At 60.9% G+C, this 24590-nt stretch carries 18 protein-coding genes; 9 read left to right on the forward strand and 9 right to left on the reverse strand.

The genetic code is table 11. From position 1 onward, the window contains the following. Positions 1 to 79: 79 nt before the first annotated feature. Complete coding sequence (locus tag JSS95_15200; GenBank protein MBS1801158.1) at positions 80 to 1204, reverse strand: SIS domain-containing protein; 1125 nt, start codon at positions 1202 to 1204, stop codon at positions 80 to 82. A 279-nt stretch (positions 1205 to 1483) separates the two neighbouring features. Next, complete coding sequence (locus JSS95_15205; GenBank protein MBS1801159.1) at positions 1484 to 4345, reverse strand: PIG-L family deacetylase; 2862 nt, start codon at positions 4343 to 4345, stop codon at positions 1484 to 1486. 190 nt (positions 4346 to 4535) lie between these two features. Between JSS95_15205 and JSS95_15210 the strand changes: the two genes are divergently transcribed. The 4 genes from JSS95_15210 to JSS95_15225 all read left to right on the forward strand — a co-directional run bounded on the left by JSS95_15210 (position 4536) and on the right by JSS95_15225 (position 11873). Further along, entirely contained in the window at positions 4536 to 5765 is a 1230-nt protein-coding gene (locus JSS95_15210; GenBank protein MBS1801160.1) for an ROK family transcriptional regulator, read from the forward strand. 155 nt (positions 5766 to 5920) lie between these two features. Continuing rightward, the gene (locus tag JSS95_15215; protein MBS1801161.1) at positions 5921 to 8839 is read left to right on the forward strand and encodes a TonB-dependent receptor; all 2919 of its coding nucleotides are present in this window, start codon (positions 5921 to 5923) and stop codon (positions 8837 to 8839) included. 24 nt (positions 8840 to 8863) lie between these two features. After that, entirely contained in the window at positions 8864 to 10432 is a 1569-nt protein-coding gene (gene argH / locus JSS95_15220) for an argininosuccinate lyase (GenBank protein MBS1801162.1), read from the forward strand. Next, entirely contained in the window at positions 10422 to 11873 is a 1452-nt protein-coding gene (locus JSS95_15225) for an APC family permease (GenBank protein MBS1801163.1), read from the forward strand. Before argH ends, JSS95_15225 begins: the two co-directional genes overlap by 11 nt. A gap of 2 nt (positions 11874 to 11875) precedes the next feature. Here JSS95_15225 and JSS95_15230 read toward each other — a convergent pair whose 3' ends face one another. From JSS95_15230 to JSS95_15260, 7 genes are all read right to left on the reverse strand, one after another. Continuing rightward, on the reverse strand, positions 11876 to 12211 hold the full coding sequence (locus JSS95_15230) for a cupin domain-containing protein (GenBank protein ID MBS1801164.1): 336 nt from the start codon (positions 12209 to 12211) through the stop codon (positions 11876 to 11878). A gap of 98 nt (positions 12212 to 12309) precedes the next feature. Beyond that, positions 12310 to 13107, reverse strand: coding sequence for a prolyl oligopeptidase family serine peptidase (locus tag JSS95_15235; GenBank protein ID MBS1801165.1), 798 nt, complete (start codon positions 13105 to 13107; stop codon positions 12310 to 12312). A 103-nt stretch (positions 13108 to 13210) separates the two neighbouring features. Further along, complete coding sequence (locus JSS95_15240; GenBank protein MBS1801166.1) at positions 13211 to 16486, reverse strand: alpha-mannosidase; 3276 nt, start codon at positions 16484 to 16486, stop codon at positions 13211 to 13213. A gap of 179 nt (positions 16487 to 16665) precedes the next feature. After that, positions 16666 to 17718, reverse strand: a complete 1053-nt coding sequence (locus JSS95_15245; GenBank protein MBS1801167.1) for a HEAT repeat domain-containing protein — start codon at positions 17716 to 17718, stop codon at positions 16666 to 16668. A gap of 26 nt (positions 17719 to 17744) precedes the next feature. Continuing rightward, entirely contained in the window at positions 17745 to 19094 is a 1350-nt protein-coding gene (locus tag JSS95_15250) for a HEAT repeat domain-containing protein (protein ID MBS1801168.1), read from the reverse strand. Further along, entirely contained in the window at positions 19094 to 19873 is a 780-nt protein-coding gene (locus tag JSS95_15255) for a hypothetical protein (protein MBS1801169.1), read from the reverse strand. Before JSS95_15255 ends, JSS95_15250 begins: the two co-directional genes overlap by 1 nt. Next, positions 19870 to 20442, reverse strand: coding sequence for a sigma-70 family RNA polymerase sigma factor (locus JSS95_15260; GenBank protein MBS1801170.1), 573 nt, complete (start codon positions 20440 to 20442; stop codon positions 19870 to 19872). Before JSS95_15260 ends, JSS95_15255 begins: the two co-directional genes overlap by 4 nt. Positions 20443 to 20631: 189 nt before the next feature. On the opposite strand from JSS95_15260, the gene JSS95_15265 reads away from it, so the two are divergent. From JSS95_15265 to JSS95_15285, 5 genes are all read left to right on the forward strand, one after another. Continuing rightward, on the forward strand, positions 20632 to 20736 hold the full coding sequence (locus JSS95_15265; protein ID MBS1801171.1) for a translocated intimin receptor Tir: 105 nt from the start codon (positions 20632 to 20634) through the stop codon (positions 20734 to 20736). A gap of 9 nt (positions 20737 to 20745) precedes the next feature. Further along, complete coding sequence (locus tag JSS95_15270) at positions 20746 to 22035, forward strand: EamA family transporter (protein ID MBS1801172.1); 1290 nt, start codon at positions 20746 to 20748, stop codon at positions 22033 to 22035. A gap of 53 nt (positions 22036 to 22088) precedes the next feature. Beyond that, on the forward strand, positions 22089 to 23111 hold the full coding sequence (locus JSS95_15275) for a LacI family DNA-binding transcriptional regulator (protein ID MBS1801173.1): 1023 nt from the start codon (positions 22089 to 22091) through the stop codon (positions 23109 to 23111). A 61-nt stretch (positions 23112 to 23172) separates the two neighbouring features. Then, a complete protein-coding gene (locus tag JSS95_15280; protein ID MBS1801174.1) occupies positions 23173 to 24288 on the forward strand; it encodes an exo-alpha-sialidase in 1116 nt (371 codons plus the stop codon). Then, complete coding sequence (locus tag JSS95_15285) at positions 24285 to 24584, forward strand: MoaD/ThiS family protein (GenBank protein MBS1801175.1); 300 nt, start codon at positions 24285 to 24287, stop codon at positions 24582 to 24584. Before JSS95_15280 ends, JSS95_15285 begins: the two co-directional genes overlap by 4 nt. The last annotated feature ends 6 nt before the right edge of the window (positions 24585 to 24590 follow it).

Raw genomic sequence — 24590 nt, forward strand, 5'->3', positions numbered from 1 at the left:
CGTGTGCGGGTGGAGATAGAAAAGCAGATTCCTCCACTCCGCTGCGCTCCGGTCGGAATGACAACCGGGTGAGGCGTGGCTACTCCTGCACGACGGCCTTGACGAGGTTGCGGGGGTTGTCGACGTCGATGTGGCGGGCGATAGCCATGAAGTAGGCGAGGAGCTGGAGCGGCACGACCTCGTAGAGCGGCGAGATGTATTCGGGCGCTCTGGGGACCTCGATGGCGAGGCGGCTCAGCTCCGCGATGCGGGTATCGCCTTCGTTGACGATGGAGATGATGTCGGCGCCCTGCTTGTTCATGTCGCGGACGAGGTTGGCGGTCTTCTCGTAACGAAGGACGGAGTCCGGCGCCTGGGGATCGCAGGTGGCGAGTACGATGAGCGGGTTGTGGCGGCTGACCAGGGCGTTGGGGCCGTGCTTGAGCTCGCCGGTGGGGTAGCCCTCGGCCTGGATGTAGGCCGACTCCTTGAGCTTGAGCGCACCTTCGCGGGCTATGGGGTAGTGGACGCCGCGGCCGAGGAAAAGGAAGGTCTCGGCAGTCTGGAGAGAGTCGGAGAGCTGGGCGACCTGTTTTTCCCAGCGCGGGAGCACGGCCTCGAGCGCGGCGGGAACCTCGTAGAGATGAGCGAGGTGCGATTCGACGACTGCGCGGGTCATGCGGCCGCGGATGCGGGCGGCGTAGAGAGCGAGGAGCTGGAGGACGACGAGCTGCGTGGTGAAGCTCTTGGTCGCCGGGACGGCGCGCTCGGTTCCGGCGTGCGTGGGAAGCGAGCAGCCGGCGAGCTTCGCCATCGACGACTCGGGCCGGTTGGTGATGGCGATGGTGGAGGAGCCGCGGGCGATGGCCTCGCGCAACGCCTCGGAGGTGTCGGCCGTCTCACCGGACTGCGAGATGACGAGGAAGCAGGGGTTCTTGAGGGTCTGCGTGGAGCGGTAGATATACTCGCTCGCGTATTCGACGTCGACGGCAATACCGGCGAGGTCTTCAAAGAGGATCTCGCCGGAGAGACCGGCGTGGCGGCTGGAGCCGGAGGCGGAGATCAGGATGCTCTCGCGGCCGACGAGCGCCTGGCGTGCGGCGGCGAAGACGTCTTCGCGGAGGCTGGTGCCGTCGGCGTAGGCCGCGAGGGTCTGAGCGATAGCCTGGGGCTGCTCGAAGATCTCACGAAGCATGGCGTGGGGGAAGTTGCGTGCGGTAGTCATGAGCTTGTCTATACCTCTATACCAGTTTAACTGGAGCGAGGGCGGAAGGCACTCGCGGGGGATGAGTTTTATGGTATCGCGAATGGCAGACCGCTTTGTTCATGGCGTGCCACACAATGGCGAATTGCGAGTATCCTTGCCGCGGCCTTCGGCTGAAGAGGGGATTCGCTGCGCTCAGAATGACGGGATATAAGGGGAATGACGGGATTCGGGCGAATGACCGAATCTCAGGTAAAAAATGCGGTGCAAGAGGCCACCCCTTGCACCGCTGTGGAGAAGCTACTTCCCTGTTGTGCCGGCTGAGGCTTCCTTGCCTAAGGCAAGGCCGGGGTTCTTGCCCATGCTGACGAGATTGGCCATGATGCGGAAGGAGCCGGGAACGCCGTCGGGCATCTCGCGGAAGAAGGCGTACGCCATATAGACATACGCTCCCTTGCCGGTGCGGGCGTAGAGAAGCCCGCCTTTCTGGGGTTCCTGGTCGGTGTCGTGCATCTCGGTGAGGGCGATGTAGTGCGAGTCCCACTGACGCATGAAGCCGTGACCGCGCTCCTCGACCCAGTTGTCGAAGTCGGCGGTGGTGATCTTGTTGGGCCAGTTGAGGACGGGGTCGTTGGGCTGGAGGATCGTCACCTTGTTGTCCTCTTCGACGACCTTCTCGGGATCGCCGGAGAGGGTCAGCGGATAGGGACCGTAGTTGTGGTCGTACTCCTGTGTCTGGTACTGGACGATGACGGTGCCGCCGTTACGCGCATACTCCAACAGTCGGTTGTTGAAGGTCTTGAGCTCAGGCCGCGCGGCGTAGGCGCGGATGCCGAGGATGATGGCGTCATATTGCGAGAGGTTTCCTGAAGCGATATCGCCGGCAGTGAGCAGGGCGGGGTGGATGCCGATATCGGCCAGCGAGGTGGCGACGTCGTCGCCGGTCCCCATGATGTAGCCGATCTTCAGGCCGGGCGCGGTCTTTACGTCCACGCCAGTGGTCCTGTAGGTGGCAGGGCGATAGTGCGGGTAGGGCCGCAGGCCGGGATAGCCGACAGTCTCAAAACCCTGGGTAAACTTTTCGCCGTTGAATTCGGCTACGGCGGTGATGGTGTAGGGCTTCTGCTCGACGTGCTCGGGAGTGACCTTGAAGGTGAGGTTCTGGTCTTCGCCCTCGCGCATGGTGCTGAAGTCCGCCACCTCAGGCGTGGACTTCCAGCCCCTGGGGAGATCGAGACGAACCGTTCCCTTCGCAGGGCCCTTGACGGAGCTATGCAGGGCGACGTGAAGGTTGAGGTCTCCATCGTTGATGGGAACAATGCCAGCGTAAGGCGAGACGGAGAGCGAGATGGCCGGTGCGATGAGCAGCGGCTCGAGTACGGGGCCTTCGCCGTTGACCCGATGCACGGTCTGGACGACGCCGGAGAGCTGGATGGCAACGTCACGATATGTAACCGTAGCGGCTGCAAGAAGCGGATACGGCCGCGAGGGAAGGTTGAGATAACGCGGGTCGTTGATGTCGTAGTACGACTGCTCGAGCGTGGGGCGCGAGAAGTAAGGCTTGGTGAGCTCGGCGGTGTGCGGAACGGCGACCTCGAAGGAGGGGTCGCTGGTGGCTCCGGGAGCGAGCTGGACCATTGCGTTTGCAGCCTTGGGAGTAACGGTAAATCCACTGCCCGCCTCGGAGACGACGCCCGCGGAGGTCAGCGCGACGGACTCGGTTCCCTGGTTGGCGACGTGAACAGCGACGTCGACCTTATTGCCCGGGACGACAGTCTGCGAGGTGGGGGTCTGTGTGGAGAGGTCGCCAAAGGGTCCCATGCGAGTGGGGCCAGCAGCGCCCTCGGTTGTATTGGCGAGCAGCGTCAAGCCCAGCGACTGTTGGAGCGCGAGGTTGAACTGCTGCTGCTTCACCGTGAGCTCATGCGTCATGTTGTAGCGGGCTTCGGCGGAGAGCTTGCTCTTGGCAACTTCGTCGATGAGCGCATTGGTCTGCGCCAGGCCCTTTGCCAGCGTGGGCGCGATGGTCGCGGGATTCGCCGCGTCGTAGGAGGCGATCGCGGACTCGACGGTGGCGTTGAGGGCGTTCAGCTTGCCTGTCCATCCGGCCTGCTCGGCCTTGGGCGCGTAGGAGGCGATTCCAGCGAGCGAGATGTCGATGCCGTCGAAGAAGGTCTTCTCGTGCTCAGAAGAGCCTACGCGCGAGGCATAGAGGTGATAGGGGCTGGAGGCGAGGCGCGGCAGCGGGATTGCGATGCCTCCGTTCTGCGTCTTCTGCTCGTTGAGGCCCTCACGCGAGATCTGCATGTAGGAGTTGCCGAGCATGGGGTTGTAGTTGCCGCTGGGAATCTCGACCGTGGCCTTGGGAACGCCCTCGATCCAGGTGCCATCGACGTAGTTGCGGAAACGGACAGGCTCCCAGTGGCCGGTGGCGTAGTCGTAGATTCCCTTTTCCGTCACGCGCGCGAACGGAACGCGAGCGTAGACCTTGAGCGGCGACCAGGGTTGGAGACCGGCTTTGATCTGGTCAGGGAAGACCTTCGGGTCGCCCGCCATGACGTAGACTTTCTGCGCGCTATAGCCGGCAACCTGGTGCTGGCCATGGCCGTCGGAGACGTTGCCTGCGAAGACGCTGGTGACGACGAGCGGGCGCTGGATGCGGATCGCGCGCACAACGTCGTAGAGCACACGATCCTCTCCCCAGGTCTTGAGGGCTTCTTCGATGGTCTTGGAGAAGCCGTAGTCTGCGACGCGGGTCCAGTACTGATGGACGCCGTAGTAGTTGCCGGCGGCGAGCAGTTCCTGTGTGCGCAGGGTCCCGAGTTGGTCCCAGTAATCGCCGGTCATCACATTCTGTCCGCCCTCGCCGCGATTGAGCGTAAGCAGCGTGGTGTCGACTCCATGGCCGCGTCCCTCGTAGGTGAGCATGCCGCCATCTTCATCGTCGGGGTGAGCGGTAACCATGGCGAGCGAGGCGCGGGTGTGCAGCTTCTTAAGCGTCTGCGACAGACCGGCAGAGCCGCGATCAATGGGCAGGGGACGCGCATACGCGGAGTGGTACGCGGCGGGCGCTGACTGTTGCGCGATTGCGACAGCTCCGCTGAGCGAGAGGGAGAGCGTGAGAAGCGAGGCGAGAGTGCCGCGGCAGAGTTCGGGTCGCATGAACGAAGAGGCTCCTTGTGAAAGCGTCCTTACAAAATAAAGGTGACATGCGGCGCTCCAATTGAAGAGTTGCACGGGGCAGTCGCAGGATGGCGATTCTTTATTGCGTAATGGATACCACGATAGTTTTAACTTTGTAAAGTTTATTAAGAAATTTAGGGTATGATGTGTCCTGCGACAGCCGAAACGAATGCGACCAGATTCCACCTCCCATACTTTGACTGACGCCGCTATAGCGCCATCGCGGCCGGCCCATCTTCGCCGGGCGAACGCGCGCGGGTTATTGCGCCTGCTGAAGGAGCACAACCCCTGCTCGAAGGCGGACCTCGTGCGTCTGTCTGGGCTGAGCGCTCCAACGGTGTCGAGCGCTGTGGCCTACCTGGAGTCGCTAAGCCTGGTTGAGAACCTGGGCGACGGCGAATCGAGCGGCGGACGTCCTCCGGAGATGCTGCGATTCAACGCCAGCCACGGCTACGTTGCAGGGGTCGATATTGGCGGAACGCGGCTGCGCATGGTCCTTGCCGACCTGAACGGACGTGTTGTAACGCAGTGGGCGACGCAGTTCACTGAGAAACAGCGGACGCCAAAGGCGGTCTGCTCGCTGGTCCACGAAGGACTGAAGGTGATGTGCCAGGAGGGGTCGACATCGCTTCGGAAGGTGCTGCACATCACTGCGGGTGCGCCGGGCATCACGAACGTCAGCTCCGGCGTGGTGCTTTCAGCGCCGAACCTTTACGACTGGAACGACGTTCCCCTGCGCACAATGCTCGAACGCGAGTTGGGAATACCGGCCCTGATCGAGAACGACACGAACCTGGCCGCGGTGGGCGAGCACTGGCGCGGGTCCGCGACCGGTGTGGGCGATTTCATCTTCATCGCGCTGGGAACGGGTGTAGGTGCCGGCATCTTTATCCACGGCAAACTACATCATGGCGCCAATTGGAGCGCTGGCGAGATCGGCTATGGAAACGTTGCCGGAAAACCGCGCCAGAACCTTGAGGTCCACGCGACGGGCCAATTGGAGCGGGCGATCGGCGGCCTCGGGATCGAAGCGGAGTGGAAGCGCCTGCTGGAGCGCGAGCGACGGCCAAACCTGGCCGGGCTGGAGCGGTTGAGAGCCACCGAAATCTTCGACCTTGCGGTGGACGGCGACCGGCTGGCAGGGCAAGTCGTTCAATATACGGCACAAATCCTGGTCGACTGCATCGTCGGCATGGCTCTGACGCTGGATCCGGGCGTCGTGATTCTGGGCGGAGGCGTAGGCTCCCACCCGGAGCTTTGTAGAGTCGCCGCGAAGCTGCTTGCGCAAAATGAGTTCGCCAAACCGCAGGTTCGGTCGAGCTCACTGGGGACCCAGGCGCAGCTTCACGGTGCGATCTCATTGAGTCTGTCTGCCACAGAAGCGCAACTGCTGGCGTAACAGGACCAACAATTTATATTGACAAGCCGGACAGTGATTCACTAGTCTCGGGGCATCTCGATACTTACTAAATAGATTTTACTAAGTTTCAAAGCGCCCTATAACGGCTTTCGCGATCTTAGAAATACAGCTTCAGGATATTCAGGAGGCACATCTTGCTGACCCTTCGTCGTCTTCGCACTTCTCTTCTCAGCGCCGCCTTGTTGGCGGCACTTCCAGGTTCTGTAACAACCATCCCATCATGGGGACAGTCTCAATCGATCAACGGCACGATTCGCGGCCAGGTGACCGACGCCAGCGGCGCAGCAATCCCCAGCGCAACGGTCACGGTGACCAACGCTGAGCTGGGCTATACAAGAAAGATCACGACTGAGGGCAATGGCTACTATGTCCTGGTCAACCTGCCGCTGGGCACCTATTCGGTCTCCGTGAGCAAAGAGGGCTTCAGCACTGCGAAGTTCGACCAGATCGTGCTGACAGCCGGCAAGGAAGCCGTGCTCGACAGCTCGTTGAAGGTTGGCAACACCTCCGAGCAGATCGAGGTCTCTGCCGCACTCACTAATATCGATCCCTCGACGCTCAACCTGCAACGCACCATCGATTCGCGCGAGGTTGAGAACCTTCCGCTCACCTCCCGGAATCCGTATAACTTCATCATCTTCCAGCCCGGCGTGAGCGGCCATCCGAACCAGGAGCTTGGAATCCCACGCACCCTGAACACCAACGGCCTGCTGGACCGCATCAACTACCAGATGGACGGCATGGTCAACTCGCAAAGCGACCGCATCGGCCTGCGCCTGTTTCCCATCGGCAACATCTTCGTCAAGCAGGTCCAGACCGTCTCCAACAGCTTCAGCCCGGAGTTCGGCGGGACCTCGGGCAACGTCTATAACGTCATCTCCAACAGCGGCACCAACGATTTCCACGGCATGTTCCAATGGATTCGTCGCTGGCAGGACGCGACGGCCTATCCATTTTTTGCCGATAAGACGAAAGCAAAGCCGAATCTTCAGCTTCAGGACTTCTCGACGAACGCCGGCGGTCACGCCATCAAGGACAAGCTCTTCTTCTTCGGCGCCTATGAGCACCTGGTCCGCGGTCAACCCGCTCCTGTAACCATTACCGCCGCCAATATCCAGCGCCTTGGTCTGAGCGCCAACGACGTCCTCACCGCGCCCGGCCTGCTACACGGCACCTTCGTCATGGGCCGCGGCGACTGGGTCATCAACAGCAAGAACACAATGTTCGTTCGTTATAACTATTTCAAGAACAACTTCCCCTACAACACGCAGGTGGGCGGCTTCAACGCCCATAGCACAGCCGCAGACTTCCTGGACCGCGCGCATGTCATCGGCGGCCAACTGACGTCGACGATCAACGACCACCTGCTCAACGAGCTGCGCTTCTCCTGGCCCTTCCGCAACAACGCGCATACACCGACCACACCCACGACCGGACCGGCCATTACGATCACCGGAGCTGCCTTCCTCGGCGCGACGGCGAACGCGGGTGACCAGTTCACCGACAAGGTCCCCAGCGGCAGCGACAACGTGAGCTACGTACGCGGAGCCCACACCATCAAGACCGGCTTCAGCCTGGCCCAACGTATTAATCGCCAGCGCACCCTGAGCTTTAACCGATACACCTTCAGCGCAACAGTAAACGGCAGTGCAGTCGACAACTACCTGGCTGCTGTCAACGGCACCGATCGATATGCCTATACGCAGTTCGACAGCCAGACAGACAACAGCGGCGTCGGCTACGCCTCGCTCTTCTTCGGAGCGTACGCGCAAGACACCTGGCAGCTGACACCGCGCCTGACCTTGATCTATGGCGGACGCTATGACCGCTTCAAGGGTCCTAAGGCAAATCCCAATGCGCCATTCGTCAACTCGCGTCAGTTCAACACGCCTAACACCAACTTCTCTCCGCGCGTCGGCTTCAGCTATCGGCTTGATGACAACACGGTCGTCAAGGCCTCGGTTGGCATGTTCTACCAGGAGACCCCAACCAATGTCTGGTTCAACGCTCTGAATCAGGATGGCTCCAACCGCACCTCGACCTACAGCTACACGATCACGCGCAACAACGCGGGAGTGCCTACAATTCCAGCAGGCGCTCCCAGCTTCCCCAATATTCCTTCAACGACTGGCGTTGCCGCTAAGCAGAGTGTTCTAACCGTCTCGCCGAAGTTCAAGAACGAGTACACCTGGAATGCCAACCTCCAGATCTCGCATGACTTCACGCGCTACGACAATGTGGTACTCGGCTACATCATGACGAGCGGCCGCAATCTCCAGTATTTGCACAACATCAACCCGCTCAATGTTCCCTCGAACATTACGAGCTATCTCGCCGATGGTCGACCGGTTCTCGGTTCTCAACGCCTTGATACAAACTTCAACCAGATCAACCAGGTCGAGTCCGGCGCAAACTCCAGCTTCAACGCCTTCATCGCCAGCTATACCCGTTCGCTCTGGCGCGGTCTGCAGGTCAACGCCAACTACACCTGGTCGAAGTCGATCTCTAGTGGCCCGGACGTCAACACCTTCGAGCAGAATCTGCCCATCTCCGATACCACCAACCTCAAGCGCGATCGCGCACGCAGCATCGTCGATCATCCGCACTCCTTCAACATGAGCACGGTGCTTGAGCCCACGTTCGGCCTAAGCCATGGCTTCCTGAACACTCTTGCCAACCACAACATGGTGGCTGTCCTGGCCAACCTCACCTCGGGCGACACGCAGAACATCACCACGGGCGTCTCGCTCAACGGCGACTCCTCCGTGGCAGGTGTCACGCGCCCACTGTTTGTCAGCCGCAACTCGATGCGCGCTCCTACCGTCTACCAGGTCGACGCTCGCTATACCCGCACCTTCCCAAAGCTGTTCGATCGCATTGCGCCTTCGTTCCTGCTGGAAGCCAACAACCTCTTCAACCACACCAACGTGACTGGCTTGGCGCCGACGCAGGCTGTAAACTCCGCCGGCGCACCAACTGCGGGTGTCGTCACGAACCGCAGCTCGGTGTTGGAAGCACGCATCGTGCAGTACGGTATCGCTGTACGCTGGTAGTCAACCGTGGTGGCGTAAACCATAATGGTTTACGCCACCTATTTTTTTGTCTTGAAACAGATGCAGCAAAGGACAGCAATGACAACGTCGAGGGTGACGACGAAATTTCCGGCTCCGGTGTATCGCGATACGGTGCTGGCTCCGGTGTTTGCAGACGCGAAAAAGTATTTCCTCGACCCGCTGCTGGAGATTGAATACGCGCACACGCTGATGCTGGCGCGGCAGGGGATCATGCCCGAGCGCGAGGCCGCTGAGTGCCTTCGCGCGCTGGACACGCTGGACCGCGATGAGATTAGAACGGCAGAGTACGACGGAAGTTTTGAAGACCTGTTCTTCTACCTTGAAAAGAAGTTCGCCGCGGCGTGTGGAGAAGAGGTCGCCGGGAAGATGCACACGGCGCGCAGCCGCAACGATATCGACCTGACAATGTACCGGATGGTGCTGCGGCGCCGACTGCTGGAAACACTGACCGCGTTGCTGGAGCTTCGGCGGTTGCTCGTGGACCTGGCATGGGAGCACCGCGCGGCGCTGATGCCCGCGTACACACACAATCAGCCGGCGCAGCCGACGACGCTTGGCCACTACCTGATGGCCTACATTGAGATTCTGGAGCGCGATGCGGAGCGGGTACGGCAGGCCTATGCGCGGGTGAACAGAAATCCGCTAGGCGCCTGCGCGATTACGACGACGGGGTTTCCGATCGACAGGAATTTCACGGAGGCTCTTCTAGGATTTGATGGGTTGCAGGTCAACTCGTACGGCGCGATCGCCGCCGTCGACTACGTGGTCGAGAGCTGCGGCGTGCTGGCAACGGCGATGCTGAGCCTCGGCCGCTTCGCGCAGGACCTGCTGCTGTGGAGCACGGCCGAGTTCGGCTACCTGCGTTTGAGTGACGCTTATGTGCAGATCTCGAGCATCATGCCGCAGAAGCGGAATCCTGTTCCTCTGGAGCACGTTCGCGTACTGGCCAGCCGCGCGTTGACGGAGACTCAGGCCGTTCTGGGGAGCCTGCACAACACGCCGTTCGCCGATATGAACGACGCCGAAGACGACCTTCAGCCGCTGGTGTACACGGCGTTCGACGACGGAGTGCGGAGCCTGCGCCTGCTGGCGGGAGCGTTGAGCGAGGCGGAGTTCAACACGGCGCGCATGGCGATCGCGGCAGATGGAAACTTCCTTCCAGTGACGGAGCTTGCGGACACGCTGGTTCGCGCAACAGGCATGAGCTTTCATGCCTCGCACGGGATTGTGAGCAAGGCTGTGCGCGAGTTGAGCGCCGGGTACGACGCGGCGGCGATGACCGAGATCGTTCTCCGCGAGTTGAATGCTATGGGCAAAGCCGCTTCGATCTCGCGTGAGGAGATACGCAGCGCGCTGAGCGCGAAGAACTTTGTCGCGGTGCGAAGGATTCCCGGCGGCCCGGCCGCCGAGGCCCTGGAGCCGGAGATTCTGCGCGCGAAGGAACAGGGTTCCGCCGACGCGCTGTGGTTGAGCGAGACGGAACGAAAGCTGGCGGAGGCGAAAGAGATGATGATGCGGGAGTGCAGTTCCCTGCTGCGACGGGTCTTTTCGGACGAACACCATGAATCGTAGCCAACTGCCTCTCACGGAACCTGTAACGTCGAAGGCCCCGGAGCTACAGCGCGGGCTTTCGACGCTGTCGGCGCTTGGTCTGAATGTGATCGGCATGGTCGGTGTGGGGCCGTTTGTCACGCTGTCGCTGATCGTGGCCGCCATGGGCGGTCCGCAGGCGATGCTGGGCTGGGTGCTTGGTGCCGCGTTGTCGTTGTGCGACGGCATGGTCTGGAGCGAGCTGGGGACGACGTACCCGGAGGCCGGCGGATCGTATGCCTATCTGAAACATGTCTACGGCGAACGTAAGCTGGGGCGCGTCTTCTCGTTTCTCTATGCGTGGCAGATCCTGTTCAGCTCGCCGCTGTCGATCGCGTCGGGGTGCATCGGGTTCGCGCAGTATGTTTCATTCTTCGTTCCCAATGCGGCAGAGCCGATCTTCTCCGTCAGGCTGCTGAGTGTTCCTTTTGTGCTGAGCGGGCAGACGCTGATTGCGATGGGCGCGTGCGCGGTGGCGCTGGCTGTGCTCTACCGCAGCATCCTGGCGATCGACAAGATCGTACGCTGGCTGGGCGTCGTCGTCGTGCTGACGTTGGTGTTCATCATCTTCGCGGGCTTCACGCACTTCGACCCGAAGATCGCATTCGACTTTCCGGCAGGCGCGTTCACGTTGAATACCTCGTTCTTCATGGGCCTGGGAGCAGGGCTGCTGGTCGCCGCCTACGACTACGGCGGCTACTACAGCGTGTGCTTTATGGGCGCCGAGGTCCGCGATCCGCAGCGAACGATCCCGCGGGCGGTACTTGGCTCCGTCGTCATCGTGGGCACACTCTACCTGCTGATGAACATCAGCGTACTGGGCGTGTTGCCCTGGCGCGAGATGGCCCACGACACGGGCAACGCCCATGCGCGTATGTTCACGATGGCCGTGTTCATGGAGAGACTTTACGGCCATACGGTGGCCGGGGTCACGGTCGTGCTGATCGCGGTGGCGGCGCTGTGCTCGGTGCTGGCGTTGCTGCTGGGGCAGTCGCGCATACCGTTTGCCGCGGCGCAGGACGGCAACTTCCCGAAGTGGTTCGGCGCGATCCATCCACGGCTTCGCATACCGCATCATGCGCTGCTGTGGCTGGGAACGATTACGATGATCTGCTGCATCTTCCGGTTGCAGGAGGTCATCACGGCGCTGGTCGTGATCCGCATCCTCTTTCAGTTTCTGCTGCAAGGGATTGCCGTGCTGCTGCCGCAACACAGGCGCGAGCGCAAGGTGCGCGGCTACAGGATGCCCCTGTATCCGATTCCCGCGCTACTTGCGCTGAGCGGATTCCTCTTCATCCTGTTCTCGCGTCCAAACTTTCATCGCGAGATACGGACGGCGGGCATCATTCTTCTGGCCGGGCTTGCGGTGTACGGGCTTCGTTATCTTGCCGCGAACAAGCGCGCGGCAGAGGTTGTGGAATAGCCTTACTTGACCAGCGCGCGATAGTCTTCGCGCGTGGGAGTGAAGACGTCGAGGACCTCGGAGGCTTCGAGCGCGGATGCCTGATGTTCGACACCGCCATCGACGATGAAGCTGTCGCCTGCGTGAGCGTCGAAGACCTTGCCGCCCACATCGACGCGGATGGCTCCGCTGACGACATAGACGAGTTGATGATGCGGATGGCTGTGACGTGCCCCGACCCAGTCGGCGTCGAAATAGTGACGAACCAGCATGAGCTGGTCGGTGTTCGCGAGCACCTGGCGGCGCATGCCGTGCTCGGGGGTGAAGGTTTTGGGGTCTTGGGTTTTGACGAGGGTCATCGGCGATCCTTTGAACCAGATTACCGGAAAAGGCTTAACAGCGATCTGCACCGATGACACCGATTTTCGACCACGGATTGGGCGCGGATGATGGGCGATCATCGTTGCCGCTGCATGAACAACCACACTGCGATGTCTGGGTTCTGGTAGGCGGGGTCCCAGGCCGCGTGGTCGACACTGGGGAGTTCGGTAAAGTGCACGTCGTCACCGGCCGCCTTCAGGGCCGCGTACATGTGGCGGGACTCCTCCACCGAAACGTTCTTGTCCTCGTCGCCGTGCACCAGCCAGATCGGCATGGGGGAGACGCCTCGGGCGAGTTCGGCGTACGGATCCGCGGCTGATGTCGGTGCGATTTGGGGGTAGTCGATGTTTGATTGCTTGCCGCGGAACGCGGTTGCAAAGCTAGAGATGATCACCGCCGCGGCGAACCGGTGCGGGTAATGATAGGCCAGCCACCACGCGCCATTGCCGCCCGCTGAATAGCCCGTCAAGTAGACGCGAGCGGGATCGCCGTGAAATTCTGCCAAAGCCCCATCCAACTCTTTCATGGCCACCTCTCCGTTGGTGCCCTGCCAGCCCAGGCCGCCGGGGTGCGCGTGCGGAAAGATGACTATGGCTGGGAAGCGGTTCGGGTGCTGGCGAATGGCTTTGGCCAATGCGCCGACCGTGGGGAGCAAGCCGTCGGTCCCGTATTCGCCTCCGCCGTGCAGCGCCAACATCACCGGCCAGCGCCGCTGAGGTGTCCAGTCGCGGGGTACATAGACCTCGTAGCGGTATTCAACGCCGGCGAACGTGACGGTCCGATCCAGGAAGCCGGTCTCGTGCCGCGCCCACGCGGCTGGCGTTGAGCCCACGACCACGCAGAACAGAGCGAGCTTGAGCAAACGCCAGATCAAGCTGTTTTCCTCAAGAAGAATTTTGGGGAGAGCACTACGGTACCACAGTACGGCAAGAGTCAGAGGTCAAAATCACAAGCAAAGGGCGGGTCACCTTCGTTTGTTAGTTGTGTGGATAGTCGACCCTTACGGTGAGAATTTGGTAGGGGCTGATGTTGGCGGTTACTTTGTTGCTGCTGACCGTGAGGGGTTGGCCTTCTGGTTTTTCCATCAGGTTGGTTTCGGTGGCCGCAGTTGCACCTGCGGGAACAGTGAAGGTGACCTCGCCTGCCTTGCCAGCCCACTCAAAGACACGGAAGATCAACCCGTTGTCGTCCTCAGCCTTTTTGACGGCGGTGAGGACGACGTTCTCGGGCGCGACCGAGGCGTAGGAGTGCTCGAGCGGGAGCGCTCCGGCGTGTGGCACTACCTGCTGCGCGCGTAGCTCGTAGTTGTACTGGTAGCCGCGGCGCTCGGTGAGGGCCTGCTTCCAGCTTCCGGCGTGCGGATAGAGAGCGTAGCTGAAGTGCTGGTGGCCTTGATCGGCGACGGGATCGGGCCACGTAGGAGAGCGCAGTAGTGTGAGACGCAATGTATTGCCTTCCGCATCGTAACCATACTTGGCTTCGTTCAGCAGACTGAAACCATGGTGCCCGTCGCCCAGGTCGGCCCAGCGAAGCGCGGGGACTTCAAACTGCGCCTTCTCCCAGGAGTTGTTGCGCGTGGTCGTGCGCTCGATCGAGCCGTAGGGAATCTCGTAGGTGGCCATGGGGCCTGAAGCGGCGAGCGGGAAAGCCGCCTTGAGCAGGACGTGTTGCTCGTGCCAGTCGATGTCGTTGATGACGTCAACCATGTCGGCATTGGCATAGAGCTGAATATCCTGCACGAACTTCGACGACTGCCAGGTGCGCGAGACGCGGATAACGGCGCGCATAGGGCCCTTTTCGATGAGATCGACGGAGTCGGCCTTGTCGATCGGGGTTATGTGGTCGTAGGTGCCGGGGTCGATGTTCCAGGCGTCGTACTGCTTCGGTGTGTCCTTGAAGGTCTGTAGCTGATTTCCGCAGGCGCCTTTGGCGAGAGTTTCAAACTTCGTCTTTTTGTCGTAGAGGCTGGTGATGCAGCCAGTCTTCGGATCGACGTCGACGCGGAGGAAGTCGTTCTCCATCGTTGTGCCGCTGGCTTTGAGATCACTCTTGAATGATTTTTCGCCGGAGACAGCGTGCAATACGCGGTAGCCGAGTGAGGGAACGTCGGGCACCTGGACGATCACCTTGTAGGCTCCGGTCTTCGCGTCGCTGGAGAGTACCTTCGACGGCAATATGTTGTTGTGCTCGTCGAGAAGAGCGATGCCGTCGTTCGATGCGTTTGGCAGTTGCACGGAGACGGTGGTGACGCCGGTCTGCGGCCATGCGAGCGGATTGAAGACGAGGACCGGAGTCTCACCAGCGGCGCGGGTGTCGATGTTTGCAGCGAGCGCATGGAGGGAGTTTGCGGATATCTCGCCGGTTTCGAGGCGCACCTGGTCGAACTCCGCCTGCGCCTCTTTGTAGATGATGCCGATGCCGGAGCCTGCGGCGAGATCGTGAAAGTCGTTGAAGGTGATCTTCTTCCACGCGTCGGTTAACTCGGTGTTGGGATACGGCTTGCCGGTAAGCCACGCGAGCGACGCGTACTTCTCCGCGTTGAGGGTCTGCTCTTCGCTCTCGCGCATGTTGCGCTTGTGCTGTGCCTGCGAGGTCATCACGCCGCGGTGATACTCGAAGTACATCTCGGAGTCCCACGTAGGAATGCCGATCTTGCCGGGCTCCGGCGTTGGCGGCTTGTAGCCCTTCGCAATGGAGGCATAGTTCCACTCGGGCGAGTTGGAGGAGAGCTTCGTCTCGATGTTGCTGAAGTAGCTCTGCGCCGTGCCAAACTGCATCTTCGGAAAGACCATGCCAGGCTGCGCCCAGTGGTCGCCCTCGTCGAGGACGACGCGCGTGGGGCCGCCGCCGTGGTCGCCGATGCCGTAGAGATCCATCATCTCTTCCATGCCGGGTGAGTGCTCACGCGCCATCGCCAGATCGCCTGCGAGCCGAACCGGGTTCAGATTGTTGTTCGAGTAGTCATGCGGAAAATACGTAAGCACTTTGGAGCCGTCCGGCGACTTCCACCAGAAGAGCTTGAAGGGGAGCTGGTTGGTGTCGTTCCACTGCATCTTCTGCGTGACGAAGTAGTCCATGCCGGAGCGCTTGTAGATCTGCGGAAGCTGCCAGTTGTAGCCGAAGGAGTCGGGGTTCCATCCGATGCGCACATCAACGCCATACTCTTTCTGGAAGAAACGCTTGCCGAGCAGCAGCGAGCGCACCTGCGATTCGCCGTCGGGCATGTTGAGATCGGGCTCGACCCACATGCCGCCCACGACCTCCCAGCGCCCTTCCTTGATGCGCTTCTTGATCTCCTCGTTCATCGCGGGGTACTTGGTGGCGATCCACTCGTTGTAGGCGGCAGCGGATTGCGTGTAGGTGTAGTTGGGGTATTCGTTCATCAACTGGAGCGCGGTGGAGAAGGTGCGCTTGACGACGTCGACGGTCTCGGAGACCGGCCACAGCCATGCTGCGTCGATGTGCGAGTTGCCGGTGAGGTGCAACGTGGCTTGTTGCAACAACGGACGCAGCGCTTCCAGTTTCCGATGAGACGCTGTTAGCGACGCATCGAACTTTGACTGGTCGCCGCTGTCGAGAGCGGCGATGTCTACCGTACCGATGGCATCGTTGAGTGTTGCCATGTCCTTCGTCACATCTTTTGAGAGCGAAGGAACGAGTGCGGCCGAGGAGATGAACTCAAGGCGGAGGTCGGAGGGGTTGGGCCGGCCTGATGCGAACTCGATGCGCGTGGAGACGCCGGAGAAGGTCTTGCTGTCGATCGTGTGAAGCAGCTTGACTGCAACCAGAATCTTCTCTCCGGGCTTGGCCTGATCGAAGAGAACGATGGGTTCGAGGTCGTCACCAAGCGCAACGCGGCGGCCGTTGAAGTAGATGATCTCAGGTACGGGTCCGTTGGCGCCGGCACGAAACTGGAACCAGATGCGCGCTCCGGTGAGGTCGTAACCGTTCAGCGTCTTTGAAACTTCGATGAGTCGGCGGTACCAGACTGCGTCGTTGGGTGCCTTGCTGCGCGGCTTCACCTCTTCCCACGACGAGTCGTTAAGCGCTGGATCTTCGCCGTGGGCGAGGTCGCCTGCATGATAGCGCCACTCGACGGCGGGAAGTTCGCTGAAGTGGCCGAGCCGCTCGATGGTGTTTTGCGAGCTAGCCGGCAGAGGCTTGACGATCTCGGGGATCGTGCGCGCTCCCCGTTGCGCGAGAAGGCATGACGGGATTCCCAACAGGAGAGAAATGGCAAAGAGAGTTTTCATCGGAGGGCGCGGTCTGGAGAAACGGCTCAAGGCGATCAACGGAAGGCTCCTTTGATTCTGCTTGCGGTTCTGTTCGCTGGGGTGACGAGATTTCAGCGCGAAAGCGGCCACACGGAGTCTAACGCAAAAAAAGGCCCTCCGCTGAGGAGGACCAGGAGACACCAGTGAAGTTCGATGAATCAGCGTTTGAGCACAGACTCCAGATAGGCGAGCGCGCGCGGGTCGTGTGACTGGCCGAGCCAGAAGAAGGCGTCCTTGCGAACGGCAGGGTTGCTGTTTGTGTCTGCCACATGAATCAGTTGAGGAATGCCTTCGTCTTTTGGAAGCTGGCTGAGCGCGAAGACGGCCTTCTTCTTGACCTGCTGCTCGGGGTCGTTTTCGATGGCATTGGTAATGGCCGCCGTCGCCTTCTTTCCCGCCTTCTGCGCGAGCCAGAAGATGGCCTGCCCGCGAACTCCAGGATTCGAGTCGCCCTGTGCAAGAGCGAGAAGTTCATCGGTTGCCGCGGGATCTTTGTTGATGGAGATATCGAAGGCCAGCTTCTCGCGGAGCTTTGGGTCCTGTTCCGTTTTGAGCAGCTTCTGCAAGGCGAGCAGGCCATCGTGTCCGCGCTCAGCGCCTAGCCAGAACGCGGCTTTTTCGCGGAGACGTGGCGTGCCCGATGACGTCGCTAATGAAGCGAGCTCGCTGGTCGCTGTGGGGCTCAGGTGCATTGCAAGCGCAGCCAGCGCACCGTCGATAACGCGGTTCTCATTCGACTGCTGCGAAGCAAGCTGGGCGAGATAGCGGATGCTGTCTTCGGGCTGAACGCCTGTGAGCCAGGTGAAGGCTACGCCACCTGCATTGAGGCGGCAGCCGGCATTCACCGGGCGAATCTTTGTGATCGCCCCGTTGTCGAGGCGCAGCAGAACATAGCTCTTGCCGGGCGCCGTGCTCTGGTTGCCGCTGTCTACGCTGACTCCTGGTCCTTCGAGTCGATACTCACCGCAGCATCCATCGTCATACGATCCGTCCGAACCAGAACACGAAGACGAATTGTGTCGCGGTAGAGATGAAACCTCATATCCAATCCATAGCTGCTGGGTTGAGTGCTGAAATCGCGTCACCGTCGCGGACAGTCCTGCGCCAGCGGGCTCAGTGCTGAACTGCGTTTCGGAGACTCGCGGCTGCTGCGCCGAATAGGCGACAGCAGACACACTAAGGGCTAAAGCAATCGCGAGATGCTTGTTCACGGCGGTACTCCTTTATCGAGACGCTGCTACTTGTTGAGGATCTCCATCATGTAATCGGTGGCTTCCTTGCTGCGCATGACGCTGAGCTTGGAGACGATGATCTGCCTGAGCGCGGGGTCCTTCTCGGCGCGCGCCAGGGTGACAAGCTCATGCGCGTTGCCGGAGATAAAGAGCCCGTCGAGAGCGGCCCGCTTCGATTCCGCGTCCGCGCTTCCCTGGTATGCCGCAACGAGAGTAGGCGCAGCCGAAGCTCCTCCGCTGACGCCGAGGTTGCGAATGGCCCTGCTGCGAAGATTGGGATTCTGCTCGCTGGTAGCGATGGACTTGAGTGCCTCCGCACCCTTGGGGCCTGAAGCAACAAGAGAGTTGATGATGTCGAGCTTGACCTGCTGGTCTTTCGCCTCGGTGTAGAGAGTCGAAAGATCAGAGGTTGCGCGCATGGCTCCAAGCGAGCGGACGGCGGACTTCACCAACTCGGGATTCTGCTCCCCACGCGCCGCTGCGAGCAGCTTGTCGGATGAGCCAGTCATCAGATACGACTGGAGAATGGTACGCTTCACGTTCGCATCGGAGGTGTGCTGATAGATATCGGCCAGCGTATCGACTGCGTTCTTTCCTCCGACCGCTGCATACATCCTGATAGCTTTCACCTGGAGCGCCGGATTGCTTTGTCCACGCGCTATCTGGCCAAGGGTCTGCTGTGCCTGGGGAGATTTGCTCTGCGCCAGCACAAAGAGCGCGCGTTCCTTCAGCCTGTCTGAACCGTTGCCGTTGAGAATCTGCTGAATCGCCGGCAGGGCGCGAGCTTCGTCCTGCTGCATGACTGCCTGCAGTGCGAGAAGCTTTATATCTTCTTCAGGATTGGCAGGTGTCGCGTCATCGCGCCACCCCCGAATAGTTCGCGCGGCGTCGATGCGGCTTCGCACGTCGATATTCATGGGCGGGATTGGAGGGATCGGCGGAATTGGAAGGACATCGACGTGAACCGATGGCCCTTGAATCTCAACGCGCAGGGCATCGCAATCGCTGAGGTAGCGGCTCTTTGCGAATGTCTGCCCAAGAGAGGTGCAGGTCTCGATCGCGCGAGCAGACTGGCCCTCTTTGTTCTCGGCATAGGCCTTCCAGTACATTGCGGCGTCGGCACGGTCACCACGCTGTGTGGCGATCTTCGAAAAGATGGTTGCGGCGTCGGCCCAGCGCGCTTCGTTGATGGCGCGCGTACCGTCGGCATACGCCTTATCGCGCTCATCCGCTGCCGATACCTCAGCGGGATTAGCCATCAGCTCCAGTGTGACTGGCTGGAGAGCATGGACCACTGCGGGCGCAATCAAGACAGATGCAAACAAGGCTGCCGGGAAGAAGAATTTGGCTTTCATTAGATAGATACCCCTTTCGTTGCCGCCGGTTTGTTTTCTCTGCGATCCACGTCATCCTGCACCCGGGAGCGGAGGACGCGGACCTCGAAGAGAAGACCGTCGGTGTTCATCTCTTTCTGCAATTCGTCGAGCCTTGCCTGCGAGAGACCCGCAGGCTCATTCGAAACTTCAATCAGAACGCGCTCCAGATGGTCGAGCGCATTGGCGAGCGTGGGATCGCTGGACTTCACGCTCTCGCGATAGAGGCGATTGGCTGCGAGAAGGTCGCGGGCCTCGGCCTGCATCGAACCTTCCGTCGATGGCTCCGCGTGCTTCAGTTCAACAAGAAGCCGTTCGGAGCGGTCGAGATGATCACCGAGGACAAGGAGCACCACCTTCTGTCTCCCCTGGTCTCCAGCGGCATTGTTCGCAACAGGATGCTGCGGGTTGCGGTGCTCCCATAAGCGCCCGGCAAAGAAGGCCCCTGCGACAACGAGCAGGCAGGCGGCAACAGCCGCCAGGCCCTTCCACTGGTTTCCTGGAGCGAAACGGAACCAGTGCCTTCGCTCAGGCGCAGGGTACGCGCGCAGCGATCCGCGGATTCCATCCCACACCTGTTGGCCATAGTCTTCGCTGCGCAACGGCGTTACAGGAACGGCGATCTCGGCGAGGTCGCGCTCGATGGCGGCATAGTTGCGCGCGCAGTCGGCGCACTCACGCAGGTGCCGGGCAACGGCATCAGCAGAAGCGGATTCCCCGTAGTGGTAGTCGATCAGTTCTTCTTCCGTGAAGTGGTTCATGGAGTCACCCGAAGTGGAGCGAGACTGCGGCGAAGCTTCTGCACGGCGCGAAAGACAGCCTGTTTAGCAGCGTTAGGGGCAATACTGAGGGCTGCGGCAATCTCTGTCGTCGAGCGGTCCTCCATGTGGCGCAGGATGAAGGCGGTGCGCTCGGTGGCGGTCAACCCGCGCATGGCGGTGGCCTGAAGCGCCTCGATCTCGCGACTTAGCAGGGTGCGCTCGGGCCCGGCGGAGTGGTCGGCAACCTGAACCTGCTGCAGCGAAGGATCGGCATCTTCAGCGATCTGGTAGTTGGTTCCGGATTTGCGTTTGTTGACCATATTGAGTGCACAGTTGACGGCGATACGGTAGATCCAGGTTCCGAATCCGGAGCGCGACTCGAAGCTCTCCAATCGTTGATAGCCGCGCATGAAAGCCTCCTGAACCACCTCGTCGGCGTCGGCCTCGTCGCCGGTAATACGGAAGGCGGCGCGAAAGACGCTATGCGAATGGCGAATGACGAGCGCGCCGTAGGCGTCCTTGTCTCCGGCAAGTACTGCCCGGACGATCTGGTCGTCGCTCCGTTCCATTCAGCGCATTAGACAGGAGAAGCGAGGCGCGGTTAGGAAGTTTTTTCGAGAGCGGACAGAACGAATATGATCGAGTGGTCGAACGGAGCAAAGAACCGTCATTTCGATTGACAGCCGACGGTGCCGATCGATAGGGTTTAGCACTGGCGTAACCGCTAACTATCTTATTTTTAAGTTGAAGGAACCTTCATGGGTGTTGCAGGAAAGACCAAAGCTGTAGTGACAGATAGCCACTTTCTGGTGCCGTTTTTTGTGCTGGTGGCCGGCATTGTGCTGCTGGTATGGCTTCACTAGGGAGAGCGAATGGCAGGCGTGGCCGAGAAAGTAAAGAAGCAGGGATTATCGCTGCATGGCTTAGGTGTGATCTGCGGCCTGACCGCAGGGGTGTGGCTGGGCGCGGCGGAGGCCCCTACCAAGCTGGTGAACACGGGGCTGTCTCCGTTTGCCGTGTCGCTCTGCATGGTCGCCGGGGTCTTTACGGCACGATGGACGTTTCCGACGCTGCTCAAGGGCACGGGCTACGTCTTTGCCGACCTGATGGAGAAGAAACACCTGATCGTATGGGCGCTGCTCGCCGGGGCCCTGTGGGCGGTCGCCAATACGCTGACCGTCTTTGCCATCCGCGATGTGGGCCTGGCCGTCGCCTTCCCGCTGTGGAACGCCAACTCGTTGATTGGACTGTTCTGGGGGCGTGTGCTTTTCAAGGAGCTTCAGGGCGCGAACGCGGGAAACATCAGCAAGGTGGTGCTGGGCGCCGTGGCAATCGTCATCGCCGCTGTGATGCTCGGCTTCAGCACGATCCATGGCGGAAGCGCCGCATCCTCCCATGCAGTACGAGGGATTCTTGCCGCGATCGGAGCGAGCTTTATGTGGGGGACGATGTATGTTCCTTACCGCAAGGCGTATATCAGCGGGATGAACCCGCTCTCGTTTGTCACCGCTTTCACGGTAGGCGAGCTTGGGACCGTACTCGCCCTGACGCTGGCGCTGGACGGTGGAATTCATTCGCCATCGTTCGACCTCTTCCACCATCGCGGGCTGGTCTTCTGGCTCTTCCTGGGCGGCTTTGTCTGGGTCATCGGCGACCTCTTCCAGCAGTTCGCGGCAAAGTATCTCGGCATTGGCCGCGGCATTCCGCTGTCGAATACGAACCAGCTCTGGGGGCTGGCGTGGGGGGCGCTGGTCTTCGGCGAACTGGCCGGAGCAGACTCAAGACACCGACTGCTGGTGCTAGGAGGCTCGCTCGTCATGATTCTGGGAGCACTTGCGATTGGGACGGCCGTGGCCTCGGCGCGCGAACAGACCTCCAACAACGAAGCCGTTCTGCGCGAGTGCGACCGCTATGGCCTGGATTACAACCGCACACTGGCAGCACAGGCGGGGGACGAGTTCGGCGACCGCGACGAAAAGCGGCGCTGGTGGGACTATGCCATCGTTGCAGCGGCTACCGGAGTCTTCCTGTGGCTTGGTCTCAGCGCCACCGTTCCGCCGCTATATATGAATATGGCGTGGGTTGGAGTGCTGGGGGTGGTACTAATTGTCAGCCTCGCCGTTGGCGGATGGTGTCTGTGGCGCAGGACGCGATTCAGTTGATCGCAACGATAAGATTGTTTCACGCAAAGGCGCCTCTGTAGGATGATTGAGCTATGGCTGTAAGACTTAAAGACATTGCGCGCGACCTCGGCGTCTCGGTCGTTACCGTCTCAAAGGTGTTGCGCGGCAACAAAGACATCGGCGACGAAACCCGCAAGCGCGTGCTGAAGCGCATGAAGGAACTCAACTATCAGCCCAATATGCTGGCCCGGGGATTGGCTAGCGGCAAGACATACACCGTCGGGCTCGTGGTGCCGGACCTGGTTCACCCCTTCTTCGCGGAGTTCGCCAAGTCGCTGAGCGCCGTCCTGCGAACGAGCAATCGCGCCCTAATCCTGGCTTCGTCTGAAGAAGACCCCGAAGTGGAACGGCAGGAGATCCGGACGCTGCTGCGGCGCGGGATCGATGTTCTGCTGATTGCATCCTGCCAACCCAGCCTGCGCAACTTCTATGAGCTTGGCGACGAGCGCACACCATATCTCCTCTTCGACCGTAACTTCCCTCACCTGGCGGCGCACTTTGTGGGGTCGAACGACATCCTTGTGGGCGAGATGGCGACGAACCACCTGATCGGGCTCGGCCGTAAGCGCATCGCGCACATCGCCAGCCAGAACACCAGCCCCGCCTACGACCGCCTGCGCGGCTACCGCAACGCGCTGGCCGAAGCCAGGCTGCCTGCGCCAGAGAACTATGTCGTGTTGTGCAACCGGCTGGAAGAGACTGGCGACATGACGGCCACCAAGGCCATGCGGCAGCTGCTGGAACTTCCCGAGCCTCCGGATGCCGTCTTCTGCTACAACGACCTGACCGCGATTGGCGCCATTGAAGCCACACTGGAAGCTGGGCTTCGCGTGCCGGAAGATATCGCCTTCATCGGGTGCGGCAACATGCGCTACAACGACTATCTGAAGGTGCCGCTCTCTTCCATCGATCACGGCACCGCTGAACTCGGACGCATCGCGGGTGAGCTGGCCCTCGAGCTGGTAGCCAACCCTGAGCAGCCTCCGAAGAGTATTCTGGTTCCCCCAACCCTGGTGGAGCGTGCCTCGACCGTGGGTTCTGCAAATCCTGCCTGAATCAGTTCCGCAAGTTGAATCAACCGCACGCATACTTCAGACGAGAAGGACGGTACGGACGATGAGCAAAGTAAGAGTTCTGGTTGGAACGCGCAAAGGCGCCTTCATACTCACCTCGGACGGAAAACGGAAAAACTGGGAGGTCAGCGGGCCTCACTTTGCCGGCTGGGAGATTTATCACATGAAGGGATCTCCCAAAGACCCCAACCGCCTGTATGTCTCGCAGTCGAGCGGTTGGTCCGGCCAGGTAATGCAGCGGTCCGATGACGGCGGCGTGACCTGGGAGACGGTAGGCAACAAATTTGTATATGACGGCGTCCCCGGAACGCACCAGTGGTACGACGGAACCCCGCACCCCTGGGAGTTCAAGCGCGCGTGGCATCTTGAGCCTTCGCTGACGAATCCCGATGTCGTTTACGCAGGGGTGGAAGATGCGGCGTTGTTTCGCTCAGACGATGGCGGACACAACTGGCAGGAGATGCCGGGTCTGCGCAAGCATGGCTCCGGCCCGCACTGGCAGCCAGGCGCGGGAGGCATGTGCCTGCACACCATCATCCTCGACCCAAGCGACGAGAAGAGGATGTACATCGCCATCTCTGCTGCCGGAGCATTCCGCACCGACGACGGCGGCGAAACGTGGAAGCCGATCAACCAGGGACTCCGCTCGCAGTACATCCCCGACCCGGCGGCCGAGGTAGGCCACTGCGTCCATCACATCGCCATGCACCCGGAGCGGCCGGGCGTGCTCTTCATGCAGAAGCACTGGGACGTGATGCGCACGGACAATGCGGGCGACCTGTGGACAGAGGTCAGCGGCAATCTGCCCACGGACTTCGGCTTCGTCATCGACGTTCACGCGCACGAACCGGAGACGATCTACGTGGTCCCGATCAAGAGCGACTCGGAACACTTCCCTCTCGACGGCAAGCTGCGCGTCTATCGCAGCCGCACGGGCGGCAACGAGTGGGAGCCGCTGACGAAGGGGCTGCCGCAGGAGAACTGCTTCGTCAACGTGCTGCGCGACGCCATGGCCGTGGACAAGCTGGATGAATGCGGCGTGTACTTCGGGACCACGGGCGGTCAGGTCTACATGTCTCCCGACGCCGGCGACAACTGGACACCGATCGTGCGCGACCTTCCGGCCGTGCTCTCGGTCGAGGTGCAGACCCTGCCATGACGGTGCGCGTGATGCTTCCGGCGCATCTGCGCGTACTGGCGCGTGTACAGGGCGAGGTCAAGGTGGAGGTCGATGGCGCGGTGACGCAGCGCACCGTGCTCAACGCACTGGAAGCGGCCTACCCAATGCTCAGCGGCACGATCCGCGATCACACAACGCAGCAACGACGCGCATTCATGCGATTGTTTGCGTGCGAAAGCGATCTATCGCACGAATCGCCGGACACGCTATTGCCTCTTGAAGTCGCTGAGGGCAAGGAGCCGCTGCTGGTGATTGGCGCGATCGCCGGAGGGTAAACCCCG

Source organism: Acidobacteriota bacterium, from assembly GCA_018268895.1.
Classification (GTDB): Bacteria; Acidobacteriota; Terriglobia; order Terriglobales; family Acidobacteriaceae; genus Edaphobacter.

Bases quoted from the DNA above. Each gene is read 5' to 3' on its own strand.
- JSS95_15200 (MBS1801158.1), bottom strand. From the start codon at position 1,204: ATGACTACCGCACGCAACTTCCCCCACGCCATGCTTCGTGAGATCTTC.
- JSS95_15205 (MBS1801159.1), bottom strand. From the start codon at position 4,345: ATGCGACCCGAACTCTGCCGCGGCACTCTCGCCTCGCTTCTCACGCTC.
- JSS95_15210 (MBS1801160.1), top strand. From the start codon at position 4,536: ATGCGACCAGATTCCACCTCCCATACTTTGACTGACGCCGCTATAGCG.
- argH (MBS1801162.1), top strand. From the start codon at position 8,864: ATGGTTTACGCCACCTATTTTTTTGTCTTGAAACAGATGCAGCAAAGG.
- JSS95_15225 (MBS1801163.1), top strand. From the start codon at position 10,422: ATGAATCGTAGCCAACTGCCTCTCACGGAACCTGTAACGTCGAAGGCC.
- JSS95_15230 (MBS1801164.1), bottom strand. From the start codon at position 12,211: ATGACCCTCGTCAAAACCCAAGACCCCAAAACCTTCACCCCCGAGCAC.
- JSS95_15240 (MBS1801166.1), bottom strand. From the start codon at position 16,486: ATGAAAACTCTCTTTGCCATTTCTCTCCTGTTGGGAATCCCGTCATGC.
- JSS95_15250 (MBS1801168.1), bottom strand. From the start codon at position 19,094: ATGAAAGCCAAATTCTTCTTCCCGGCAGCCTTGTTTGCATCTGTCTTG.
- JSS95_15255 (MBS1801169.1), bottom strand. From the start codon at position 19,873: ATGAACCACTTCACGGAAGAAGAACTGATCGACTACCACTACGGGGAA.
- JSS95_15260 (MBS1801170.1), bottom strand. From the start codon at position 20,442: ATGGAACGGAGCGACGACCAGATCGTCCGGGCAGTACTTGCCGGAGAC.
- JSS95_15265 (MBS1801171.1), top strand. From the start codon at position 20,632: ATGGGTGTTGCAGGAAAGACCAAAGCTGTAGTGACAGATAGCCACTTT.
- JSS95_15270 (MBS1801172.1), top strand. From the start codon at position 20,746: ATGGCAGGCGTGGCCGAGAAAGTAAAGAAGCAGGGATTATCGCTGCAT.
- JSS95_15275 (MBS1801173.1), top strand. From the start codon at position 22,089: ATGGCTGTAAGACTTAAAGACATTGCGCGCGACCTCGGCGTCTCGGTC.
- JSS95_15280 (MBS1801174.1), top strand. From the start codon at position 23,173: ATGAGCAAAGTAAGAGTTCTGGTTGGAACGCGCAAAGGCGCCTTCATA.
- JSS95_15285 (MBS1801175.1), top strand. From the start codon at position 24,285: ATGACGGTGCGCGTGATGCTTCCGGCGCATCTGCGCGTACTGGCGCGT.